At 72.7% G+C, this 19515-nt stretch carries 15 protein-coding genes; 5 read left to right on the forward strand and 10 right to left on the reverse strand.

The genetic code is table 11. The annotated features are described in order from the left end of the window. Positions 1 to 69: 69 nt before the first annotated feature. Positions 70 to 1086, reverse strand: coding sequence for an aldose epimerase family protein (locus E1266_RS06085; protein ID WP_207945450.1), 1017 nt, complete (start codon positions 1084 to 1086; stop codon positions 70 to 72). Further along, complete coding sequence (locus E1266_RS06090; RefSeq protein WP_132044606.1) at positions 1083 to 2051, reverse strand: LacI family DNA-binding transcriptional regulator; 969 nt, start codon at positions 2049 to 2051, stop codon at positions 1083 to 1085. The genes E1266_RS06085 and E1266_RS06090 overlap by 4 nt, the downstream gene beginning before the upstream one ends. A 145-nt stretch (positions 2052 to 2196) precedes the next feature. Here E1266_RS06090 and E1266_RS06095 point away from each other — a divergent pair, with 145 nt between their 5' ends. The 3 genes from E1266_RS06095 to E1266_RS06105 are packed head-to-tail and all read left to right on the forward strand — an operon-like array spanning position 2197 to position 6067. Continuing rightward, on the forward strand, positions 2197 to 3084 hold the full coding sequence (locus E1266_RS06095) for an NAD(P)-dependent oxidoreductase (RefSeq protein WP_132044608.1): 888 nt from the start codon (positions 2197 to 2199) through the stop codon (positions 3082 to 3084). A gap of 20 nt (positions 3085 to 3104) precedes the next feature. Further along, positions 3105 to 4151: a mandelate racemase/muconate lactonizing enzyme family protein gene (locus tag E1266_RS06100; protein WP_132044640.1), complete on the forward strand. Its 1047-nt coding sequence runs from the start codon at positions 3105 to 3107 to the stop codon at positions 4149 to 4151. Next, positions 4148 to 6067, forward strand: coding sequence for a DUF6807 family protein (locus tag E1266_RS06105; RefSeq protein ID WP_132044610.1), 1920 nt, complete (start codon positions 4148 to 4150; stop codon positions 6065 to 6067). The genes E1266_RS06100 and E1266_RS06105 overlap by 4 nt, the downstream gene beginning before the upstream one ends. Positions 6068 to 6104: 37 nt before the next feature. On the opposite strand, the gene E1266_RS06110 is transcribed toward E1266_RS06105, so the two are convergent. From E1266_RS06110 to E1266_RS06125, 4 genes are all read right to left on the reverse strand, one after another. Next, a complete protein-coding gene (locus E1266_RS06110; protein WP_132044612.1) occupies positions 6105 to 11585 on the reverse strand; it encodes a carboxyl transferase domain-containing protein in 5481 nt (1826 codons plus the stop codon). Positions 11586 to 11746: 161 nt separating this feature from the next. Beyond that, a complete protein-coding gene (locus tag E1266_RS06115) occupies positions 11747 to 12595 on the reverse strand; it encodes an ABC transporter permease (RefSeq protein ID WP_132044614.1) in 849 nt (282 codons plus the stop codon). Positions 12596 to 12653: 58 nt separating this feature from the next. After that, the gene (locus tag E1266_RS06120) at positions 12654 to 13577 is read right to left on the reverse strand and encodes an ATP-binding cassette domain-containing protein (RefSeq protein WP_132044616.1); all 924 of its coding nucleotides are present in this window, start codon (positions 13575 to 13577) and stop codon (positions 12654 to 12656) included. Between the two features lie 108 nt (positions 13578 to 13685). Then, positions 13686 to 14276 carry a methyltransferase domain-containing protein gene (locus tag E1266_RS06125; RefSeq protein ID WP_243718258.1) on the reverse strand — a complete coding sequence of 197 codons (591 nt, stop codon included), beginning with the start codon at positions 14274 to 14276 and terminating at the stop codon, positions 13686 to 13688. A 165-nt stretch (positions 14277 to 14441) separates the two neighbouring features. Between E1266_RS06125 and E1266_RS06130 the strand changes: the two genes are divergently transcribed. Then, positions 14442 to 15314, forward strand: a complete 873-nt coding sequence (locus E1266_RS06130) for a hypothetical protein (protein ID WP_207945451.1) — start codon at positions 14442 to 14444, stop codon at positions 15312 to 15314. Between the two features lie 67 nt (positions 15315 to 15381). Here the strand turns inward: E1266_RS06130 and E1266_RS06135 are convergent, their stop codons facing one another. From E1266_RS06135 to E1266_RS06150, 4 genes are all read right to left on the reverse strand, one after another. Next, on the reverse strand, positions 15382 to 15708 hold the full coding sequence (locus E1266_RS06135; protein ID WP_132044620.1) for a hypothetical protein: 327 nt from the start codon (positions 15706 to 15708) through the stop codon (positions 15382 to 15384). Next, a complete protein-coding gene (locus E1266_RS06140; protein ID WP_132044622.1) occupies positions 15698 to 16309 on the reverse strand; it encodes a hypothetical protein in 612 nt (203 codons plus the stop codon). The genes E1266_RS06135 and E1266_RS06140 overlap by 11 nt, the downstream gene beginning before the upstream one ends. 176 nt (positions 16310 to 16485) lie before the next feature. After that, entirely contained in the window at positions 16486 to 17124 is a 639-nt protein-coding gene (locus tag E1266_RS06145; RefSeq protein WP_132044624.1) for a 3-oxoacid CoA-transferase subunit B, read from the reverse strand. After that, positions 17124 to 17819, reverse strand: coding sequence for a 3-oxoacid CoA-transferase subunit A (locus E1266_RS06150; protein ID WP_132044626.1), 696 nt, complete (start codon positions 17817 to 17819; stop codon positions 17124 to 17126). Before E1266_RS06150 ends, E1266_RS06145 begins: the two co-directional genes overlap by 1 nt. A gap of 275 nt (positions 17820 to 18094) precedes the next feature. Here E1266_RS06150 and E1266_RS06160 point away from each other — a divergent pair. Beyond that, on the forward strand, positions 18095 to 19515 hold a 1421-nt coding region (locus E1266_RS06160; protein ID WP_207945452.1), incomplete at its 3' end, for an HAD-IC family P-type ATPase.

Raw genomic sequence — 19515 nt, forward strand, 5'->3', positions numbered from 1 at the left:
TCCGCGGACGGAAGGTCGCGAGAAGACTTCTGGCCGTGCCGCTTGTTACTACAACCGTTTGCAGTCGGATCAGGAGACGCCGAAGCGGTACTCGGTGACCGAGACGTGCGTCGCCCCGGGGCGCAGCACCGCCGACGGGAACGCCGGCCGGTTCGGCGCGTCGGGGAACCGCTGGGTCTCCAGGCACAGGCCCGCGAACGGGCCGAACGGGGTGGCGGCGCCGTCCAGCATGTGCCCGGTGTAGAACTGCACGCCCGGTTCGGAGGTGGCGACCTCCAGCGAACGGCCGCTGCCGGGGTCGGTGACCGTCGCCCGGCCCCGGAGGACGGGCTCGCCGTCGCGGTCGCCGGGGTCCGCACCCGAGGGGGCGGTGAAGACGTAGCAGTGGTCGTAGCGGCCGTCGAGCCGCGCGTCCACGCGGGCCGGTTCGGTGAAGTCGAACGGCGTCCCCGCCACCGGGGCCAGTTCGCCCGTGGGGATCTTCCCCTCGTCCACCGGGAGGTAGTGGCCGGCCTCCAGCATCACCACGTGACCGCGCACGTCACCGCCCCCGGCCAGGTTGAAGTAGGAGTGGTTGGTCAGGTTGACCACGGTCGGGGCGTCGGTCGTCGCGCGGTACTCCAGCCGCAGCGTGTCGCCGTCCAGCAGGTACCGGACGCTCGCCGTCAGCTCGCCGGGGTAGCCCTCCTCGCCGTCCGGGCTCACCAGGCTCAGCAGGAGGTCCGCCGGGCCCGCCGGCTCGGCCCGCCACACCCGCTTGTCGAAGCCGCGGACGCCGCCGTGCAGGCTGTGCGCGCCGTCGTTCGCCGCGAGCCGGTACTCCTTGCCGTCGAGGGTGAACCGGGCATGGCCGATGCGGTTGCCGTACCGTCCGACGACCGCGCCGAAGTACCGGCTGCGGTTCAGGTAGTCGTCCACCGAGTCCAGGCCGAGCACCACGTTGGTGCCGTCGGCCACCTCCAGCCGCTGGACGGTCGCGCCGAGGGTGAGGACCGCGACGCGCAGCCGTCCGTTGTCCAGCACGTACCGGTCGACCTGCTCGCCTCCCGGGGTGACGCCGAAGGCGTCGTGACCTGTCATCGTCATGGGGGTGGGGATCCTTTCGGGGGAGCGGTGGACTCGCGGACCACCAGGTGGGTCTCCAGGACGGCCGCCGCGCTCATCGACGTGATGAGCAGGTCGACGGCCATGCGCCCGGCGTCGGCGGTGGGCATGGCGACCGTGGTGAGCTTGGGCCGGTACAGGCGTCCGGTGATGCTGCCGTCGATGCCGATGACGCTGATGTCGCCGGGGACGCCGACGCCGAGTTCCTCCAGGCCCTCGATGAGCCCGATGGCGACGAGGTCGTTGTAGGCGAGCACGGCGGTCACGCCCGACGCCGCGACCTGGCCGGCGACGGTGACGCCGCCCTCCTCGGTCGGCGCGTTGGGGCCGATGACGACCGTTTCGACGCCGGGCATGTCCGTGACGGCCTTGCGGATCTCGCCGCTCGTCCACGAGCCGGACGGCCCCGACACGAGGGCGACGCGCCGGTGGCCCAGCCCGGCGAGGTGCTCCATCGCCGTGCGGGCGCCGCGGGCGACGTCCATCACCACGGTCGTCACCCCGCGCAGCCGCCGGTTGACCAGGACGAACGGGATCGTCTTGACCAGCTTCTCCAGCGCCTTGTTCGACGACCGGGGGCTGCACAGCACGATGCCGTCGACCTGCTTGGAGAACGCCAGGACGAGTTCCTCCTCCTTGGCGGGATCCTCGTCGGTGTCGGCGACGAACAGGTGGTAGTCCCGGGCGCGGGCGGCGGCTTGGGCGGCCTTGATCAGCGGGGGGAAGAACGGGTTCGCGAGATCGGCGACGATCAGCCCGAGGTTGCTCGTCCGGCCGGTGGTGAGCGACCGGGCCGCCCGGTTGGGCCGGTAGCCGAGCCGCTCCGCCACCGCCAGCACCCGGGTCCGCGTCTCGGCGTTCACCATGTGCGGCGCGGAGAACGTCCGCGACACCGTCGACACGTGCACGCCGGACGCGTGCGCGACGTCCCGGATAGTCACTGCCATGGCGTCCACCCTAACGCAACCGTTTGCAAGTTCGGAGTGATCACTGCGACCGTTTGTACTGGTAAGGCGCTGATGCCTTGACGGGTGGGGGCTTGGGGAGCGATCGTTACTGCAACTGGTTGCAGCACGCGAAGGAGTCCATGCGGTGAGCAGAGTGCTCGTCACCGGAAGCGCGGGCCGGCTGGGCCGCAGCGTCGTCACCACGCTGGCGGCCGCCGGACACGAGGTGATCGGCGTGGACAGCGCCCCGGGCACCCCGCGGGAGGCCGCCGAGACCCTGCCCGCCGACCTCACCGATCTCGGCGAGGCCCATTCGGCGATCACCCGGTTCCGGCCGGAGTCGGTCGTCCATCTCGCCGCCATCGCGGTGCCGTTCGGCCGGACGGACGCCACGACGTTCCGCGTCAACACCCAGCTGGCGTTCAACGTCTGCGCGGCCGCGGTGGCGCTGGGCGTGCCGGAGCTGGTCGTCGCGAGCAGCCCCACGGTGCTGGGCTACGGCGCGCCCGGCGGCTGGACGCCCGCGTACCTGCCGCTGGACGAGGAGCACCCGCCGCGGCCCTGGAACGTCTACAGCCTGTCGAAGCTGGTCGCCGAGCAGACCATGCAGACGTTCGCCCGCTCGGCCGCCGGTACGCGGATGGCCGCGTTCCGCCCCTGCTTCGTCATCGCGCCCGAGGAGTGGGAGGGCGCCCCGACCCAGTCCGGGCACACCCTGCGCGAGCGGCTGGACCGGCCGGAGATCGGCAGCGTGTCGCTGTTCAACTACCTCGACGCCCGGGACGCCGGCGAGTTCATCGGCGCCCTGCTCGCCCAGCTGCCCCGGCTGGAGCGCAACGGCGAGGTGTTCTTCGCCGGCGCCGGGGACGCGCTGGCCCGCGAGCCGCTGGCCGAGCTGCTGCCCCGGTTCTTCCCCGCGACCGCCGGGGCCGCCGGCGCGCTTACCGGCCCCTCCCCGGCGTTCTCCTCCGCCAAGGCCGAGCGGCTGCTCGGCTGGACCGCCAAGCGCAGCTGGCGCACCGAGCTCGTCTGAGGGCGGCGCCCGTGACTTCCATGATCAAGGACCTTTCGGTAGTGGCGCGGTCGGTGCCGCTGGCCCGGCCTTGGGGCGCGGACGTGCCGTGCAACCACGTCCTGTTCGTCACGCTCACGCTGGACGACGGGCGGTCGGGCACCGGGATCTCCTGGACGCCGCAGATCGGGCTGCACGCGGTGGAGGCGCTGCTGGAGCACGATGTCCGCGATGCGGTGATCGGGCTCCCGGCGCACCCCGGCGTCGTGTGGGACAGGCTCTCGGCGCATCTCGCCGAGGCGGGACGGGCCGGGATCGTCCCGATCGCGATGGCGGGGGTCGATCTCGCGCTGTGGGACCTGGAATGCGGTGACCGCTCGCTGGTGGACGTCCTCGGGGCGCGGCGCGACGCCGTCCCCGTCTACGGCAGCGGGATCAACCTGCACTACCCGCTGGACGAGCTGACCGCCCAGGCCGGGCGCTGGGCCGCCGCCGGGTACCCGGCCGTCAAGGTCAAGGTGGGGCGGCCCTCGCTCGCCGAGGACGTCGCGCGGGTCGCGGCCGTCCGCGAGGTCGTCGGCCCCGGCACCGCGCTGATGATCGACGCGAACCAGCGCTGGGACCTGCACCGGGCCCGGACCGCGCTGCGGGCGCTGGAGCGGTTCGACATCTTCTGGATCGAGGAGCCGCTGCCCGCCGACGACCTCGCCGCGCACGTCGAGCTGCGCCGCGGCATCGGCACGCCGGTCGCGGTCGGCGAAAATGTCACTACGACCTACGGCTTCCGCGACCTGCTGACCGCCGGTGCGTGCGACGTCGTCCAGCCGAACGCGGTGCGGGTCGGGGGGATCACCCCGTTCCTGCGCATCGCCGAGCTCGCCCGCGTCTTCGGCGTGCCGGTCTACCCGCACCTGCTCACCGAGCTGTCGGGCCAGCTCGCCCTCGCCCTGCACCATCCCGCGATGGTGGAGGTGCCGGAGGACGCGACGCTCACCGATCTCGGGCTCCTCGCGGGCCCGCCGCCGGTGGAGATCACCGGCGCGGAGCTGCGGGCGACGGGCGCGCCGACCCGGTGGGCCGCGCCGTGAGGCCCGTGCGGGTCGTCGTCGCCGGGGTCAACGGCTACGGGCGCAACCACCTGGAGAACGTCCGGCGGCTGGCGGCGGCCGGGCGGGCCGAGCTGGCCGCAGTGTGCGACATCGCGCCGCCGCCGGGGCTGGACGTGCCGAGCGGGCCGGATCTTCCCGCGCTGATCCGGGAGACCGGGGCCGAGGCGGCGGTGATCGCCACCCCGATCCACACCCACGCGCCGCTGGCCGCGGCCGCGCTGCGCGCCGGGGCGCACGTGCTGCTGGAGAAGCCGCCCGCGCCGTCGGTCGCGGAGTTCCGCGCGATCTCCGCCGCGGTGGCCGAGACCGGGCTCGGCTGCCAGGTCGGCTTCCAGTCGCTCGGCTCGCACGCGATCCCGGCCGCGCGGGGGCTGCTGGGCGAGCCGCTCCGCGCCATCGGGGTCGCGGGGGCGTGGACCCGGCCGTTCTCGTACTTCACCCGCTCGCCGTGGGCGGGCCGGCGGCGGCTCGACGGGGTCGACGTCATGGACGGCGCCCTCACCAACCCGTTCGCCCACGCCGTCGCCTCCGCCCTGGCGGTGGCCGGAGCGGACACCGTCGACTCCGTCGGCGGCATCGAGCTGGAGCTGTTCCGGGCCAACGCGATCGAGTCCGACGACACCTCCAGCGCCCGGCTGCGCCTCGCGGACGGGACGGTCATCGCGATCACCGTCTCGCTCTGCTCCGCCCGGCGCACCGAGCCCTACCTGCACCTCCACGGCGATACCCGGTCGATCCGGCTCTTCTACACCCTGGACGAGATCGAGGTTGACGGCGTCCGGACCGGTTTCGGCCGGACCGACCTGCTCGGCGACCTCCTCGCGCACATCCGTGACGGCACGCCGCTCCTGGTGCCGCTCGCGCGCACCGGCGGCTTCACCCGGCTGCTCGACGCGATCCGGCTCGCCCCGCCACCGCGTCCGGTCGGGGAGCGGTTCGTCCGGACGGAACCGTCCCGGCTGGTGCTCCCCGGCATCGAGGGCCTGGCCGTCCGCGCGGCGCGGGACCTCGCGACCCTCTCCGAGCTGGGCTTCCCCGGCAGCCTCGGCGCGGTCCGGGAACCGTGGCCGGAGACGGCGCTGCGGGTGGGCGCGCGGGAGGTCGCCTCCTACATCCAGCGCGGGGACCTCCAGGCCACCGATGCCCCGCGACCCCACCTGCACCCCGTCCGGACCCTCGGCGGGACCGTCGTCACCGAGACCCAGCCGGACGACCACGTCCACCACTTCGGGGCGGGCGTCGCGATCGCCGACGTGGACGGGGCCAACTTCTGGGGCGGCTCCACCTACGTCCGCGACGAGGGGCCGAAGATGCTTCCCAATCACGGGCGGCAGCGGCGCCGCACGCTCCGGCCGATCCCGGGCGGCTACGCCGACGCCCTCGACTGGGCCGGCCCGGACGGCACCGTCCTCGCCGCCGAGGAACGGACGCTGACCGCGCGTCCCGCCGGAGACGCGTGGGCGCTCGACTTCGCGTTCACGCTGACCGGCCGGACCGGGAAGCCCCTCGTCCTGCAGAGCTCGGCGTGCAAGGGCCGCGCCGGCGCGGGCTACGGCGGGTTCTTCTGGCGGGCGCCCAAGAACTCCGCCGGGCTGGCCGTCTTCACCGGCGAGGCGGCCGGGGAGGAGGCCGTGCACGGCAGCGTCACGCCCTGGCTGGCACTGGTCTCGGACGTGTGGAGCCTGGTGTTCGTGCAGACCGCCGGGCTCGACCCCTGGTTCGTGCGCGTCGCCCAGTACCCCGGCGTCGGCCCCGCCCTGGCCTGGGAGAAGCCGCTGACCGTCGCGGAAAGCCTGACCCGGGCGCTCACCGTCGTCGTCGCCGACGGACGGCTCACCCCGGGCCAGGCCCGCGAAGCGGTCAGCGCCCACGCCCCGTCACCGGGCGGGCCCTGATCGCCTCGCATGACGCCAGGGCTCTCGGTACGGGTGCTCAGCTCAGGCGCGCCTCGATCGCCTCGATGACGCGGGGACGCAGTTCGGCGGCGCGGACGACGGCGTCGACCGAGCCGACCTGGACCGCGCGGTGGATGTCGTGGACGCGGTCGAACTCCGCGGCCACCTCGCCGAGCTTCTCCGCGCGGACCACCGTGCGGAGCTCCTCAAGCTCGGCGGCCAGCACGGCCCGCTCGGGACCCCCGGCGACGGCGACGCGGGCCTCCAGGTCCCGCACCCGCCGGTCGGCGGCGGTGCGGGCGTTGACGTCGCCGGAGAACACCACCGCGGCGGCGGGCGCGCCGCCGAGCACCGACGCGAACGACCCCTCCACCGCCAGCACGGTCATGTTCGGGTTCAGCGCCTTGGAGAACACCACGAACGCGCCGCCGTGGTACCGCGAGATCACGCAGAACACGATCGGCCCGCGGAAGTTCACGATCGCGCGGCCGATCTCGGCGCCGTACTCCAGTTGGAGCTTGCGCATCGACTCGGGCGAGCCGTCGAAGCCCGACAGGTTCGCCAGCACCACCAGCGGCCGGTTGCCGCTGGCCGCGTTGATCGCCCGCGCGGCCTTCTTCGACGACCGCGGGAACAGCGTGCCCGCGGTGTAGGCGTCCGGGCCGTCGGTCGGCGGGAAGCCGCGCCGCGGCACGGACCGCGACTCGATGCCGAGCAGGCACACCGGGATGCCGCCGAGGTGCACGTCCTGGACGGCCGCGGTCTCCGCGTCGGCCATCCCGGCCCAGCGCTCCAGGACCGGGTGGTCCTGGTCGGACAGCGCCCGCATCACGGTCCGGATGTCGAACGGCTTCTTGCGGTCCGGGTTGGCCTCGGCGGAGAAGATCTCGCCGACCGTGCCGAAGTCGCTGCCCGGCACGACGTGCGGGAAGTCGGAGATGTCGCGGTCGACCGGGTCGGTGGTGGTGGCCCGGCGCGGTGCGTCCTCGTCCGGCGCGACGTAGGTGTGGGCGTAGTGCGACATCAGCACGTCCCGCGCGGCGGCGAGGTTCGGCGCCCAGTACTGCGCCTGGCCGTTCGGGCCCATCACCCGGTCGTAGCCGCCGATGCCGAAGTTGTCCTCGGCGGACACGCCGCCGGAGAAGTCGAGGGACTGCTTGCCGGTGAGGACCATCGCCGAGTCCGGCGTCATCACGAGGACGCCCTTGGTGTGCATCAGCATCGTCGCCTCGGCGTTCCAGTACGGCTGCGCGCCGACGTTGATGCCCGCGACCACGACGTTGATCTCGCCGCCGTCCTGGGTGAACTCCACGATCCGCTTGAGCGCGGCGGCGACCCAGTCCATGTTCTCCGTGCCGGACTCCATGGAGATCTTGGCGCCCGCGGACAGCGCGTACCACTCCAGTGGCACCCGCATCCGCTCCGCCAGGTCCAGCGCGGCGATCACGCGGCGGCACTCCGGCTCCGACAGCGCGCCGAGCGCCTTCGTCGGGTCGCCGAGCAGCACGACCCTGGTGACGCCGCGCGGGTGCAGCCGGGTCTTCGTGGTGACGACGCCCGCGACGATCGCCGCGGTGTTGCGCCCCTTCGGCCGGTCGACCGGGACCAGCGCGCCGGCGTCGTCCAGGTCGTGCTCGGTGAAGTCGCCGAGCAGCCGGGTCAGCTCGTACGGGTACACCGTGTTGCGGCTGCTCGCGCGCAGCACCTTCTGCCGGTAGCCGTCGAGCGGCTCGACGGGGTCGTCCGTCGGCTCGCCGACCCGCAGCCTGGTGCCGCCGGCGGCGTCGTACGCGACCCGCACCGCGATCTTGCGCAGCTCGCCGGTCGCCGGGTCGCGCTGCCGCCCGATGAGCAGGATCTCCTCCAGCCCGGCGCCCGCGGTCGTCGGCACGACGCGCCTGGCCAGCGTCTCCAGCTCGGCGCGGGTGAGCCCGCTCGGCGGCCAGACGTAGATCACGATCCGGTTGGTGGGGAACCGGTTCTTCGACGACCGCCGCGACTGGGCCCGGCGGATCGAGTCGACGCAGGACGCGATCGTGTACTCGGCGGTCGGCAGCGTGAGCAGCCGGCCGTCGTTGTCGCGCAGCTCGGTCAGGTCGCGCACCTGCGAGAACGCGACGAGCCGGTCGTCGGAGGGGTTCTCCCGCGCCACCGCCCGGTAAAGGTAGACCTCCTCGTCCGACGACGGCAGGCGGGTCAGGTCGAACCTGCTCAGCCGCTCCATCTTCATCCGCTGCGCGATGTACGGGTGCAGGCCGCGGATCAGCCGCTCCTCGGCCATCCCAGCGGCGGACGGGCGGAACGTGAAGTGGTGGTGCATGACCGCGCCGCTGCTGCCCGCGACGGTGGCGGTGACGCGGCGGACGCTCTCCGGCAGCGGGTGCGCGCTGATGACGTCGTGCAGCGCCGCAGCCATCGCGTCGTAGTCCTCCGGCTGGTTCTCCCAGGAGAGGTAGATGTCGGCGTCGAGGGCGTCCACGCCGCCCGCCAGCTCCGCGAGCCCGCGCAGCGCGCCGGCGAGCGCGTCGAAGCCGACCGCGGCGGAGACGAGGTGCTTGCCGTCGCGTTCGGCGACCACGAACGCGCAGCCCGCGGACTCGGTTGTGCGGACGCCGGTGAGGCCCTTGTTGCCGTAGTACCGCCGGGTCAGGACCTCCAGCATGACCGAGTTGTCCCGGTCGTGGCGGTCGAGGCGCTGGCCGAGCAGCCGCACCAGCGGCTCGGTGCTGCGCACCATCTCGGCGATGCGCTCGGCGCGGTCGGGTGAGTCGGGGTGCGCGTCCAGGTGCCGCAGGTGCCGGCGGACGTCGGCGTACACGCGGGCGCGGTTGCGGCGCAGCAGCGGCTGCGCGAACCACGCGAACACCACGCCGGCCGCGAGGTCGTACACCACCGGGAAGCGGACCTGCGTCGCGGCGACCAGCCGCTCCAGCGCGAGGCCGGCGGGCTCGCGCAGCGCCTCCTCCGGCGGCGGCTCCCGCAGCCAGGTGCGCAGCAGCGACGCGATGACCGCCGCGTCGGCCGCCGCGCGCTGCTGCGCGAGGAAGATGCGGAACACCGCGGCCTCGAGCCCGGGGGAGCGTTCGAGGTCGGTGACGCCGTAGTGCCCGAGGGCCGTGGCGAGCTCGGCCTGGAACGCCTCCGGCAGCCCGGCCCGCTCGACGTCCAGGCTCTGCAGGTAGCTGTGGAAGTGCTCCCGCGCGCTGTGGACGTGGCCCTCCCCGTCGGCGGCCGCGTCGCGGCCCGCGGGGCGGTTGCGGCTCAGCTCGGCGAGGTCGGCGAACACGTCGATGAGCCGGAGCTCCTCGGCCAGCGGCTGGTGGCCCGCCGCGACGGCGGCGCGGCGCGCGGCCATGTACTCGTCCAGCACCCGGCCTTCGTCGTGCGGGTCGACGTCGTAGCCCAGCAGCAGGCTGCGGAGGTCCTCCTGGGCGCGGGTGAGCCGCACCCTGGCCGGGACCTCCGCGGGCGCGGCGGGCAGGTCCAGCTCGACGGCCCCGGACGAGACGTCCTCGGTCTCGGCGTCGTCGTCGGCGAGCGGCTCCAGCCGCAGCAGCGGCGCGCCGGTCTCCACCTGGCTGCCCACGGACACGGCGCACTCCTTCAGCCGCGCCTTGAACGGCGCCCGCAGCACCGTCTCCATCTTCATGCTCTCCAGCACCAGGATCGGCGCGCCCGCCTCGACCTCGGCGCCCGCCTTCAGCGGCGTGTCCACGACCAGCGCGGGCGCGGGGGAGCGGATCACGCCGCCCTCGTCGCGGCTGACGCGGTGCGTCACGCCGTCGACCTCGACCAGGTGGACCGGGCCGTGCGTGCCGGTGAGCAGGCGGTGCCGGGTGCCGTTGACGATGATCTGCCCGGTGTGCCGGTCGAAGCGCTCCAGCTCGACGTCGGCGGTGCGGACCGCGCCGTCGCCGCCGCTCCCGGTCTCGACGCCGACGCGGAACCGGTCGGCGCCGATCCGCGCGACCCGCACCCGGTAGGCGGCGCCGCGGAGCTTGAGGTCGAGGGGGCGCCCGCTCTCGTGCTGGACCTGGGGGCGTCCGCCGAACGCCGTCGACAGCAGCCGCTGCCGCTCGGCGCGCTCCTCCTCCTCGTACGCCTCGATGGCGGCGGCGGCCAGCGCGACGGCGGAGTGCCGGTGCGTGACGAGCCCGCCCTCGTCGCGGACGCGGTCGATCCAGCCGGTGTCGGCGCTGGCGTCGATCACCTCGGGCCGGTCGAGCAGGTCGAGCACGAAGCTCTTGTTCGTCGCGCCGCCCTCGATGATCACGGTGGTCTGCGCCATCGCCCGGCGCAGCCTGCCGAGCGCCTCGGCGCGGTCGCCGCCGTAGGCGATGATCTTCGCGATCATCGAGTCGAAGTCGGCGGGGATGGTGTCGCCCTCGCTGACGCCGGTGTCGACCCGGATGCCCGGCCCGGCGGGCAGGTCCAGCCGCGCGATGCGGCCCGGGGACGGCGCGAAGTCGCGGTCGGGGTCCTCGGCGTTCAGCCGGGCCTCGATCGCGTGCCCCCGCTCCGCCGGCGGGTCGCCCTCCAGCCGGCCGCCCGCCGCCACGTGCAGCTGCGCCTTGACGAGGTCGAACCCGGTGGTCGCCTCGGTGATCGGGTGCTCGACCTGGAGGCGGGTGTTGACCTCCAGGAACGCGAACAGCCGGTCACCGGGGTGGTAGAGGAACTCGACGGTCGCCGCGCCGCGGTAGCCGACCGCGAGGGCGAGCCGCTCCGCCGACGCCTTCAGCTCCGCCGCCTGCGCCGCGTCCAGCACCGGCGACGCCGACTCCTCGATGACCTTCTGGTTGCGCCGCTGCACCGAGCAGTCGCGGACGCCGAGCGCCCACGCCGTGCCCTGCCCGTCGGCGATCACCTGGACCTCGACGTGCCGGGCGTCGGTGACGAGGCGCTCCAGGAAGACGACGCCGCTGCCGAACGCCCGCGCGGCCTCCTGGCTCGTGCGCTCGTAGGCGTCGGTGAGCTCACTGGCGTTCGCGACCACGCGGATGCCGCGGCCGCCGCCGCCCGCGGTCGCCTTGAGCATCAGCGGGTAGCCGATCTTCTCCGCCGCGGCGAGGGCGGCGTCGAGCGTCTCGACCGGCCCCCGGCTCCACGGCGCGACCGGGACCCCGACCTCCTCGGCGATCAGCTTCGCGCCGATCTTGTCGCCGAGCTTGCGCATCGCGTCCGGGCTCGGGCCCACGAAGGTGACGCCGAGCCTCTCGCAGAGCTCGGCGAACGCCGGGTCCTCCGCGACGAAGCCCCAGCCCACCCACGCGGCGTTGGCCCCGGTCTCCACCAGCGCGCGCTCCAGCACCTTCATGTCGAGGTAGGGACGCGCGGACGCCGGCCCGAGCTCGTAGGCCAGGTCCGCCTCGCGGACGAACGTGGCGGTGCGGTCGACGTCGGTGTGCAGGGCGACGGTCTCGATCCGCGTCCCGGTCTCCGCGGTGATGTCCCGCACGGCGTGGATGAGCCGCATGGCGGCCTCACCACGGTTGACGATGGCGACACGACTGAACACCCGACCGAGCCCTTCTCCAGACCGACGCTGCGCGCACCGCGGCATGACCGTCGCGGCAGGTATCACTTTTCCGTCCACCCGGCCGCGGCGCCATGCCGGACACGACTCATGCTGCGCCGCTCGAATTGTGGAGAACCTTCAAAAAGCAGCGCCGCGGGCGGTCACGCGACGTCGCGGCGCGCGAGCACTCCGGTGACGACGACGAAGACCGCGAGGTAGCAGAGCGCCACGGTGACCGCCGCGCCGCCGCCGAGGTTGTCGACCACGCCGGGGGAGCCGCCCTCCGACACCGGGTTCCCCCCGACCGCCGAGGCGATCGACCCCGCGGCCGTCCCCGGCAGGACGTCCGTGATCGGCCCCAGCCAGTCGAGCAGGGACGACACCGCGCGCAGCAGGTTCTCCACCGCGAGCGTCCACACCAGCCCCAGCGCCACGGCGAGCGCGGGATTGCGGGTGAGCGTGCCGACGGCCAGACCGGCGGCCGTCCACAGGGCCAGGATCAGGGCACCGCCGCCCAGCCCGCGCGCCACGTCCCCTGCGGCCGGCAAGACGATGCCCTGACCCTCGACAGAGGCGAGCGACGCGGCGATGCCGAGGTCTATGGCGAACGTCCCGAGCACGACGGCGACGACGACGCCGCCGAGAGCGGCGAGGGTGCCGCCGAGCACGGCCGAACGTCCCGGGCCCTGGGTGAACGCGGTCTTCCACGTCCCCCACCCGTAGCCGCTGCCCGCGGTCAGGGCGCCCAGCGCGAACAGGATCGCCCCACCGAACATGGGCATCCCCTGCACCACCGCTACGGGAACGCTCTCCGGCATGACGTCGGCGAGCAACTGCCTGGGGTCGGCCCCCTCATTGGCGAACCCGCCGCCATTCCTGTACGAGAGATACGGGAACACGTAACCGAAGGTGATGTTCAGCAGCAGCCACACCCCGCCCAGCGTCCACAGGGCAGGCCATCGCCGCAGCCGCAGAACCTCCGCACGCGTACTCGCGGTCAGCGCGGTCATCGTGCCACCTCCTCGTCCGCGGTCTGTGTCGTCATAGGCGCAGCCGAAGGCAGGGTGCTCACCGGGCCGCCTCCTGGTCCGCGGTCATCTCGAAGAAGACCTCTTCCAGCGAGCGCTCGACCGGGCGTATCTCGTGGACGTCGACGTCGGCCGCCACCAGCGCCCGCGTCACCTCGGCCGCCCGGCCGGGGTCGACGCGCAGCAGCAGCGCCCCGTCGTCGACGGTCACGTCGTCCCCGGCGAGCCGCCTGCTCACGTCCAGCGCGGTGCTCATGGGCTCGGCCCGCACCCGCAGGCCGCCGGAACCCCGCAGCTCCCCGACCGTGGCCTCCACGACGAGCCGCCCCCGGTTGATCACCCCGACCCGGTCGCACGTCTCCTGGACCTCGCTCAGCATGTGGCTGGACAGCAGCACCGTGTGCCCCGCGGCGGCCAGCTCGGTCAGCAGCCGCCGCATGTCCCCGACGCCCGCGGGATCGAGCCCGTTGGTGGGCTCGTCGAGGACCAGCAGCCCGGGATCACCGAGCAGCGCCGCGGCGACCCCGAGCCGCTGCTTCATCCCGAGGGAGTACGCCTTGAACGCGTCGGACGCCCGCTCGGCGAGCCCGACCCGTTCCAGCACCCGCCCGACGCCGCCGTCACCGATACCGCGATAGCGCGCCAGCACCCGCAGGTTGTCGCGCCCGCTGAGATACGGGTAGAACCCCGGCCCCTCGACCAGCGCACCGACCTGCCGGTTCACACCCGCGCCACCCGCCGGCCGCCCCAGCACGGTCGCCGACCCGCCACTCGGCCGTATCAGCCCAAGGATCATGCGCAGCGTCGTCGTCTTCCCGGCCCCGTTCGGCCCCAGGAAGCCGTAGACCTCCCCCTGCCGCACGGTCAAACTCACCGAATCAACAGCGACCTGCTCCCCGTACCTCTTGGTCAACCCCTCAGTACGCACGGCCACCGAACCCTGGCCATCCACATTCCCACTCATGCACCGATCGTGACCGCCGGCACCCCTCAGAGTCGTCCTACAGAGGACGACACCCCGACTACGCCCCCCGAAGTACCCGAAGACACACCGGCGAGCGGAGGTGGAGAGTCAGGAACGGTGGCGCAGGCGGTACCACTGGGGGGCGGTCTTGTTCATGGGCCAGCCCAGGCCGGCGGTTTCCGCGGGCTGGACGTCAAGTAGGGCCCAGTCGGGAAAGGCGGCCTCTACCTCTGCCTGGGAGACGCCGCCGATGCGCGAGCGCAGACGGGTAGGACCGAACGCAAGCATCAGAAGGGTAGCTTCGGGCTTGGCCAGAGCGGTGACGCCGCGGCCCTCGGCCCGTTGGCCCTCCGTGTCGAACCCCTGGAAACAGCCGATGTCCAAGAAGAAGTCGAACGATCCCAGGTCGGAGGACAGATCGGTCACGTCTCCGACGACGTAGGTGACTCCCTCGCCGCCCTTGCGGGCGGCCTCGATCGCGGCGGGCACGTAGTCGACACCCACCGCGTCCCACCCCCTGCGCGCGAGTTCCGGCGTGAACTGGCCACGGCCGCAACCGAGGTCGAGGGCCCGGCCAGGGGGACGGGGACGCTCGGCCTCTTCACGGTCCAGAAGCGACGCGATGCTCTCCGCGGCCGCCTTCCCATAGCGCTCCCACGGCGCAACCCCGAACCGGTACATACGGGCGTAGTTCGTCATCCACTTGATCATCGCACGGGCGGTACCGGGAGGCGCAGCGGGTCGTCATCCGGTGGGGAGTCGGGCTTGGCGGATGCCGCGCCCTGACGGGCGGGCCGCCTGATCACCTAACTTGTCCTCCTGTGACGGCTGGGGAGGACGGGCTCAGTGCGACGGGCATTGTCGGTGGGATTCGTTCCGCACGCCATCTTCGTCGCGTGTCTCTGGACGCTGATCCGGGCCGATGCCTTCTCCGGGCACGGACGCTGGACGGACGCCGCTCCGCACACCCCGGCGGGGATCGCCGGGACCGTCCTCGGTATCTGCGCCTGCGCCGCCGTCCTCGGGCTGCTCCTCCACCCCTTCCAGGTCCGGGCGGTCCGGATGCTGGAGGGCTATTGGGGCCGCTGGGCGCCCGCGGCTCGCCTTGCCGATGTGCTGGTGCGGTACCAGCGCCGCAGGTGGCGGCGGGCGGAGGGCATCGTCCGGGACGCCGGCCGCGAGCGGGTGCGCGCCGACGGAGCGCGCCGCCTGGCCGCCCTGCCGCCGTACGAGGTGCTGCTCCCCACGGCGCTCGGCAACGCGCTGCGCGCGGGCGAGATGCGCGCGGGCGAACGTTACGGGTTGACGACGCTGGCGTCCTGGCCCCGCATCTATCCGCAGATCTCCCGATCCCTCGCGTCCGCGGTGAACTCCGCTCGCGACACCTTGGACACCTCCGTCAACCTCTGTTACAGCTTCCTGGCCTGCGCCGCCGCGTCAGGAGCGGCCGTGTACGACGAATCCGGCGTGTGGTGGCTGCCCGCCGGATCACTCGGCGCGGCGGCCCTGGCCTACAAGGGCGCGGTGACGACCGCCCAGGCGTACGCGCAACTGATGCACGTCGTTTACGACCTGCACCGCTTCGACCTCGTGCGGGCGATGCACTACCCGCTACCGGACCGCGAAGGCGAATGGGACCTTTTCCAGCGCATCTCCGATGTGCTGGCCGACCGTGCCGCCGAGCTGCCCTACGATCACGGCCGGCCCGGCCGGACGGAGAGCGACGGCACGACATAGCCATGGGAAGCGCCTCACCGGCGGACCCGGACGTGCTCATTCGCACCGGAGCGCCGATGGCGGGGCCTCAGGAGAGGTGGTAACCCATGCTCTCCAGCCGCTCCGCCTCTCTCACGAGGTCGTCGTAGCCTTTGCCTCGCGAGCGGGCCCAATGGTGCACGGACGGAGGCAGGTTGCGGAACCTGCAGTCATTCTTGTGCTGGACATGCGCATTGAACTGCTGCAGGTGGGCCGCCGCCGACTCCTGGCCGTTCTCGAGGGCCGTGTGCCAAGCCTCGATGGTGTCCCCCTTGAGCGGCTTGGCGACTTTGATCGGGCAGTTGCGGCCGCGGCAGTCGGCTCCCTTCCCGGAAAGCGGTGGGAAGCCCGGCAGGATGGTGGCCTCAGTGCTCATTGTCGCCTCCTGGTTCCACTTCGGGATCTCGGTTCACCGCGCGAAGCATTCTCTCGCTGACCTTGAACGCGTACCTGCCGCTCTCGAAGTACAGGTAGACGATCCAGATCAGGTCTATGACCGTGCAGGCCACGAGCAGTGCGACCGCTGACCATCTCCACTCCATCTCCCTGCCCACCTGCGGTATGAGGGCGAGGGCGATGCCGGAGGCGAGCAGCAGAGTGCCCGCGTTGAAGGAGTTGGTCGCACCGTTGTTGAACCTTCTCCACTTGCCGAAGTCGTCTCCCTGCTGGGCGAGCAGAGCCTCGTAGAGGTTGGGCTCCTCGCCGGAGATCCGGCTCCCGTACCAGTCCTCTATGTCGGCGATCGAGTACAGGTACTGGCGGGCGTAGAAATGCAACTGCATGCTGGCCACGAACAGCAAGGACGCTATGACGAGGACCAGCAGGGTAAGCCCCGGCCAGCGAAAATTCTCGTCATTCGCCGCGGCCACCACTCCGGTCAGCGAAAGGGCGGCCGCGGTCAGCAGCGGCGCGGCGATCGTCCGCACTTCCTTCGCCGCTTCGGCATATCCGAGCGGGGTGGGAGGTATATGCGACATCGCTTCACCTCACGCGACCGGCACCTACCAGGAATGCTGACATATCATCCATATGAAGGCCATGGACGATTCCGGCCACGGCCGGAATCGGAGCCTGGGCGACGGGATATGGCGTATAGCGGTGCCGCGTTGGCGAGCGCGTCTCCGTCATGTGGGGACGCGCTCGCCGGGGGCGGTCAGGAGGGGGCGGTCAGGAGCGGGATGTCCAGGCGGGTGCGGAGGTCGTCTAGGGAGAGGTCGAACGACTCCAGGACGCGGACGCCGTCGGGGGTGATCTCGAAGACGGCCTGGTCGGTGTAGACGCGGCTGACGCAGCCGACGCCCGTGAGGGGGTACGTGCAGGCCGGTACGAGCTTCGGGCTGCCGTCCCTCGCGAAGAGCGTCATCATCACGTAGACCTGCTTGGCGCCGATCGCCAGGTCCATCGCGCCGCCGACGGCTGGGATCGAGCCGGGCGCGCCGGTGTCCCAGTTGGCGAGGTCGCCGCCCGCCGAGACCTGGAAGGCGCCCATGACGCACACGTCGAGGTGGCCGCCGCGCATCATGGCGAAGGAGTCCGCGTGGTGGAAGTACGCGGCTCCGGGCAGTTCGGTGACGGGCACCTTGCCTGCGTTGGTGAGGTCGGGGTCGACCTCGTCGCCGGTGGCGGCCGGGCCCATGCCCAGCATGCCGTTCTCGGTGTGCAGGACGACGCCGAGTTGGGCCGGGAGGTGGTCGGCGACCTTGGTGGGCTGGCCGATGCCGAGGTTGACGAAGCTGCCCGGTGCGATGTCCTGCGCGACGCGGGCCGCGAGCTGGTCACGGTCGAGTGGCATCAGCGGGCTCCCTGCACGGTGTAGTGGCGTGGTTCGACCTGGACGACGCGGTCGACGTAGATGCCGGGGGTGGCGACGGCCTCCGGGTCGAGCCGCCCGGCGTCCACGATCGAGGAGACCTGGACGACGGTCGTCGCGGCGGCGGTGGCCATCACCGGGCCGAAGTTCCGGGCCGTCTTGCGGTACACGAGGTTGCCCATCGTGTCGGCGGTGTGCGCCGTGATCAGGGCGACGTCCCCCCGGATGGGGTATTCGAGGACGTAGTCGCGCCCGTCGATCGTGCGGGTCTCCTTGCCCTCGGCGAGCGGCGTGCCGACGCCGGTCGGGCAGTAGAACGCTCCAATGCCCGCTCCGGCCGCCCGCATCCGCTCGGCGAGGTTGCCCTGGGGGACGACGTCGAGCTCGATCTCCCCGCGGCGGTAGAGGTCGTCGAAGACGTAGGAGTCGACCTGCCGGGGGAAGGAGCACACGACCTTGCGGACCTGGCCGGCCTTCAGCAGGGCGGCCAGGCCCACCTCACCGTTGCCGGCGTTGTTGGACACGATGGTGAGGTCGCCCGCGCCGTGCCGGATCAGGGCGTCGATCAGGTCGAACGGCATGCCGGCGAAGCCGAAGCCGCCGACCAGGACGGTGTCGCCGTCCTTGACGACGCGCACCGCCTCGTCCGGTGACGCGAGTATCTGGGCCTTGCTCACGCTGCTCCTCCAGAGAAGGGGTTCTCCGCCGCGGTGGGCTTCGTGAACGGCAGCACGAGCCGCGACCGGTGGGCGGCGTCACGGTAGATCCTATGGCGAACCGGACGGCCTATCGGCAGGTGGAAGGCGTCTTGGGGCGGCAGGGCGCGGTGCGCGAGGGTGGGAGAGGGGCCGGTGGGTCGCTTGTGCCACCCTGCGGGGGTATGCCGGTATCCAGCGGCTGGAGCGCGGCCCGTGCTAGTCGGCCGACCAATAACGGACAGAGAGGCGCGTCCATGACCGGCCATAGCCACGACCACCAGCAAGGGACGGTCGATTCCCCGCCCGCGGCGGCCCCTGAGCACGTCCACGATGCAGGTGGGCACGGGGGGCATGAGGGGCACGGGGACCATGTGGGGCAGTTCCGGCGGTTGTTCTGGGTGATGCTCGTCCTGGCCGTGCCGGTGGTGGGCTTCTCCAGCGCCTTCGCCTCGATCTTGGGTTACGGGCTGCCGGACGCGGACTGGGTGATGTGGATCTCCCCGCTCCTGGGCACGGTGATGTACGTCTGGGGCGGCCGTCCGTTCCTGACCGGCGCCGTCGACGAGGTGCGCTCCCGCAAGCCCGGAATGATGCTGCTGATCTCGCTGGCCATCACCGTCGCCTTCGTCGCGTCGTGGGGCGCCCGGCTGGGCCTCCTCGCCGAGCACCTGGACTTCTGGTGGGAGCTGGCGCTGCTGATCGTGATCATGCTGCTCGGGCACTGGCTCGAGATGCGGTCGCTCGCGCGGGCCGGCTCCGCCCTGGACTCGCTGGCGGCGCTGCTGCCCGACGAGGCCGAACGCTACGAGGGCGAGGAGCTCGTCACCGTCCATCCCAGCGTCCTCCGGGTCGGCGACGTGGTGCTGGTGCGGCCGGGCGGCGGCATCCCGGCCGACGGGCTGATCGTCAGCGGTGAGGCCGGGATGGACGAGTCGATGGTCACCGGCGAGTCCCGCACCGTCCGCCGCGGCCCCGGCGAGCGGGTCGTGGCCGGGACGGTCGCGACCGACTCGGGACTGCGCGTCGAGGTCACCGCCACCGGTGAGGACACCGCGCTGGCCGGCATCCAGCGCCTGGTGGCGGAGGCGCAGAACTCGACCTCGCGGGCGCAGCGGCTGGCCGACACGGCCGCCGGGTGGCTGTTCTGGTTCGCGCTCGGCACGGCCGTCCTCACGGTCGCGGTCTGGGGGCTGCTGGGCTACGCCGACGACGCGGTCACCCGCACCGTCACCGTCCTGGTCATCGCCTGCCCGCACGCCCTCGGCCTCGCGATCCCGCTGGTGGTGTCCATCGCCACCGAGCGCGCCGCGCGCGGCGGCGTCCTGGTCAAGGACCGGCTGGCCCTGGAGAGCATGCGCACCGTGGACGCCGTGCTGTTCGACAAGACCGGCACCCTGACCAGGGGCGAGCCCGTCGTCATCGCCGTCGAACCGGTGGACGGGCTCACCGGGGAAGAGGTTCTGGCGACGGCCGCCGCCGCCGAGACGCCGAGCGAGCACCCGCTCGCCAAGGCGATCGTCCGCGCCGCCGGTGAGCGGCAACTCGACGTGCCTCAGGCCGACGACTTCAGCTCGTCCCCGGCCCTGGGCGTCACCGCCGCCGTCGCCGGACGGCGGGTCCGGGTCGGCGGCCCCTACCTCCTGACCGAGGAGGGCGTCGGGGAACTGGGGGTGGC

Origin of the sequence: Actinomadura sp. 7K534, assembly GCF_004348575.1 — a bacterium.
Lineage (GTDB): Bacteria > Actinomycetota > Actinomycetes > Streptosporangiales > Streptosporangiaceae > Spirillospora > Spirillospora livida.

Coding starts and splice junctions, on each gene's coding strand:
- E1266_RS06085 (WP_207945450.1), bottom strand. CDS start 1,086: ATGACGATGACAGGTCACGACGCCTTCGGCGTCACCCCGGGAGGCGAG.
- E1266_RS06090 (WP_132044606.1), bottom strand. CDS start 2,051: ATGGCAGTGACTATCCGGGACGTCGCGCACGCGTCCGGCGTGCACGTG.
- E1266_RS06100 (WP_132044640.1), top strand. CDS start 3,105: ATGATCAAGGACCTTTCGGTAGTGGCGCGGTCGGTGCCGCTGGCCCGG.
- E1266_RS06115 (WP_132044614.1), bottom strand. CDS start 12,595: ATGACCGCGCTGACCGCGAGTACGCGTGCGGAGGTTCTGCGGCTGCGG.
- E1266_RS06120 (WP_132044616.1), bottom strand. CDS start 13,577: ATGAGTGGGAATGTGGATGGCCAGGGTTCGGTGGCCGTGCGTACTGAG.
- E1266_RS06125 (WP_243718258.1), bottom strand. CDS start 14,276: ATGACGAACTACGCCCGTATGTACCGGTTCGGGGTTGCGCCGTGGGAG.
- E1266_RS06135 (WP_132044620.1), bottom strand. CDS start 15,708: ATGAGCACTGAGGCCACCATCCTGCCGGGCTTCCCACCGCTTTCCGGG.
- E1266_RS06140 (WP_132044622.1), bottom strand. CDS start 16,309: ATGTCGCATATACCTCCCACCCCGCTCGGATATGCCGAAGCGGCGAAG.
- E1266_RS06145 (WP_132044624.1), bottom strand. CDS start 17,124: ATGCCACTCGACCGTGACCAGCTCGCGGCCCGCGTCGCGCAGGACATC.